This is a genomic window from Rhizobacter sp. P2_H2 (assembly GCF_056403375.1).
The window spans coordinates 1-2,517 of record NZ_JBFUFP010000811.1 but is presented as its reverse complement, the minus strand read 5'-3'; the positions used below and the strand labels follow the sequence as shown (position 1 = coordinate 2,517).

The window sequence follows — 2,517 nt, the reverse complement described above, 5'->3', positions numbered from 1 at the left end:
GCGCACACCATCGAACGCATCCTGGCGCGGCCGCTGCAGTTCTACCGCGGCCTGCGCGGCGCCGCGTTGCGCGCGCGCATCGCGCAGCTGCTCGACCTGGTGCAGCTGCCGGCCACGCTGGCACAGCGCCTGCCCGGCGGGCTGTCGGGCGGCCAGAAGCAGCGCGTGAACCTGGCGCGCGCGCTGGCCGCCGAGCCCGACCTGATCCTGTGCGACGAGGTGACCTCGGCGCTCGACAGCGTGGTCGGCGCCGCGGTGCTCGACCTGATGGCGCAGCTGCGGCGCGAGCTCGGCGTCTCGTACCTGTTCATCAGCCACGACCTGCACACCGTGCGCTCGGTGTGCGACGAGATCGTCGTGATGCAGCACGGCCGCAAGCTCACGCAGGTGGCGCGCGCCGACTTCGAGCGCGGCCCGCACCACCCCTACTACGAACTGCTCGCGCGCTCGGTGCCCGAGCTGCGCTGCGGCTGGCTGGATGACGTGCCCGACGCGCACGACGTGCCGGCCACCGCCTGACCCCCAACCCCTTCTTTCTTCGCGATGCCCCTGACCCTGACCGTTCCGACGCTGCAACGCCAGCAGAACTTCATCGACGCGCGCTGGAGCGATGCGGCCGAAGGCCGGCGCTTCGAGGTCCGCGACCCCGCCACCGACGCCGTGTTCGCGCAGGTGCCCGACAGCGGCGCGCGCGACGCCCGCGCCGCCGTCGAGGCCGCCCATGCGGCCTTCGCCGGCTGGCGCGCGCGCCCGAACCGCGAGCGCGCGCAGCTGCTCAAGCGCTGGCACGCGCTGATCGTCGAGCACCAGCACGACCTCGCGCGGCTGATCTCGCGCGAGCAGGGCAAGCCGCTGGCCGAGGGGCGCGGCGAGGTGCTGTATGCGGCGAGCTATGTCGAGTGGTTCGCCGAGGAGGCGACGCGCAGCTACGGCGACATCATCCCGGCGGCCGTGCCGGGCCGCCGCATGATGGTCGTGAAGGAGCCGGTCGGCGTGGTCGCGGTGATCACGCCGTGGAACTTCCCGGCCGCGATGATCGCCCGCAAGATCGCGCCGGCACTCGCTGCCGGCTGCACCGTGGTGGCCAAGCCGGCCGAGGACACGCCGCTGACCTCGCTGGCGCTGGTGCACCTGGCCGAGCAGGCCGGCGTGCCGCCCGGCGTGCTGAACATCGTGACGGCCTCGCGGCAGCGCACGCCGGAGGTGGTCGACGTGTGGCTGGCCGATGCGCGCGTGCGCAAGATCAGCTTCACCGGTTCGACGCCGGTGGGCAAGCACCTGGCGCGCGAGTCGGCCGGCACGCTGAAGAAGCTGTCGCTGGAGCTGGGCGGCAACGCACCCTTCATCGTGTTCGACGATGCCGACGTCGATGCGGCGGTCGACGGCCTGATGGCCGCCAAGTTCCGCAACGGCGGCCAGACCTGCGTCTGCCCGAACCGCGTCTTCGTGCAGGACGCGGTGCACGACCGCTTCGTCGGCCAGCTGGCGGCGCGCGTCGCCGCGCTGAAGGTCGGCCCGGCCACCGAGGCCGACTCGCAGATCGGCCCGATGATCAACGCGCGCGCGGTGCAGAAGATCGAGCAGCATGTGCAGGACGCGGTGGCGCGCGGCGCCCGCGTGATCGTCGGTGGCGAGCGCCTGCACTCGGCGCGCTGCGACGGCCCGAACTACTACGCGCCGACGCTGCTGGTGGATGCCGATTCGACGATGGCCTGCTCGTGCGAGGAGACCTTCGGGCCGGTCGTGCCGGTGACCCGGTTCCACGGCGAGGCCGAGGTRGTGGCGGCGGCCAACGACACGCCGTTCGGCCTGGCGGCGTACTTCTATTCGAGCGACATCGCGCGGGTGTGGCKCGTCGCCGATGCGCTGGAATGCGGCATCGTCGGCATCAACGAAGGCGTGCTCGCGTCGGAGGCGGCGCCGTTCGGCGGCGTCAAGGAATCAGGCTACGGTCGCGAGGGGTCACGCTACGGGCTGGACGACTACATGCACACCAAGTACCTTTGCTGGACAGGCTCGTAGGTTCTTTCTCGCATGGGCGCGAGCAAAGGCGGGAGCGGGGGGTGTGGGGCTCGCCGGCCGGTGCGGTCGCCGCGCAGGGCGCGTCGACTCCCCTGCGCTGCGCAGTTTGATGGCCCGTCGCCGAAACTCCCTCCACTCACTTCGTTCGTTGTGGTCAAACAGTCGGCGACAGTCAGTTCACGATCGCGCTTCGCGCGGGGCCATCAAACTGCACAGCTCCGGCGCCCCGTCCTRATTGGCGCTCCCCACACCCCCCRCCCCCGCCTTTGCCGAACCAGTGGCTCGATGCGTGCGGAGAACAGGCCCGGGTGACAGCCCGGGCATCAACCCTCACTTGTTCGCTTGTCACCTAAAAAGTAGCTGGGCGGTGGCACAAAGGCGCGTGGGGGGAGGCYGTGGAGCGYCAATMAGGACGGGGCGCCGGARCTGGCTGRTTTCATGGCCCGCGYGCGCCAGCRCGCTTCGTGAACTGACTGTCGCMCACTGTTTGACCAC

The 2,517-nt window shown here is 71.1% G+C and carries 2 protein-coding genes; both read left to right on the top strand.

Annotation, left to right across the window (positions count from 1 at the left end; genetic code table 11):
* Window positions 1-519: ATP-binding cassette domain-containing protein (locus AC1D15_RS26680; RefSeq protein ID WP_477828374.1), on the top strand; the 519-nt coding region annotated here is incomplete at its 5' end.
* A gap of 24 nt (window positions 520-543) precedes the next feature.
* The gene (locus tag AC1D15_RS26675) at window positions 544-2,022 is read left to right on the top strand and encodes an NAD-dependent succinate-semialdehyde dehydrogenase (protein WP_477828373.1); all 1,479 of its coding nucleotides are present in this window, start codon (window positions 544-546) and stop codon (window positions 2,020-2,022) included.
* The last annotated feature ends 495 nt before the right edge of the window (window positions 2,023-2,517 follow it).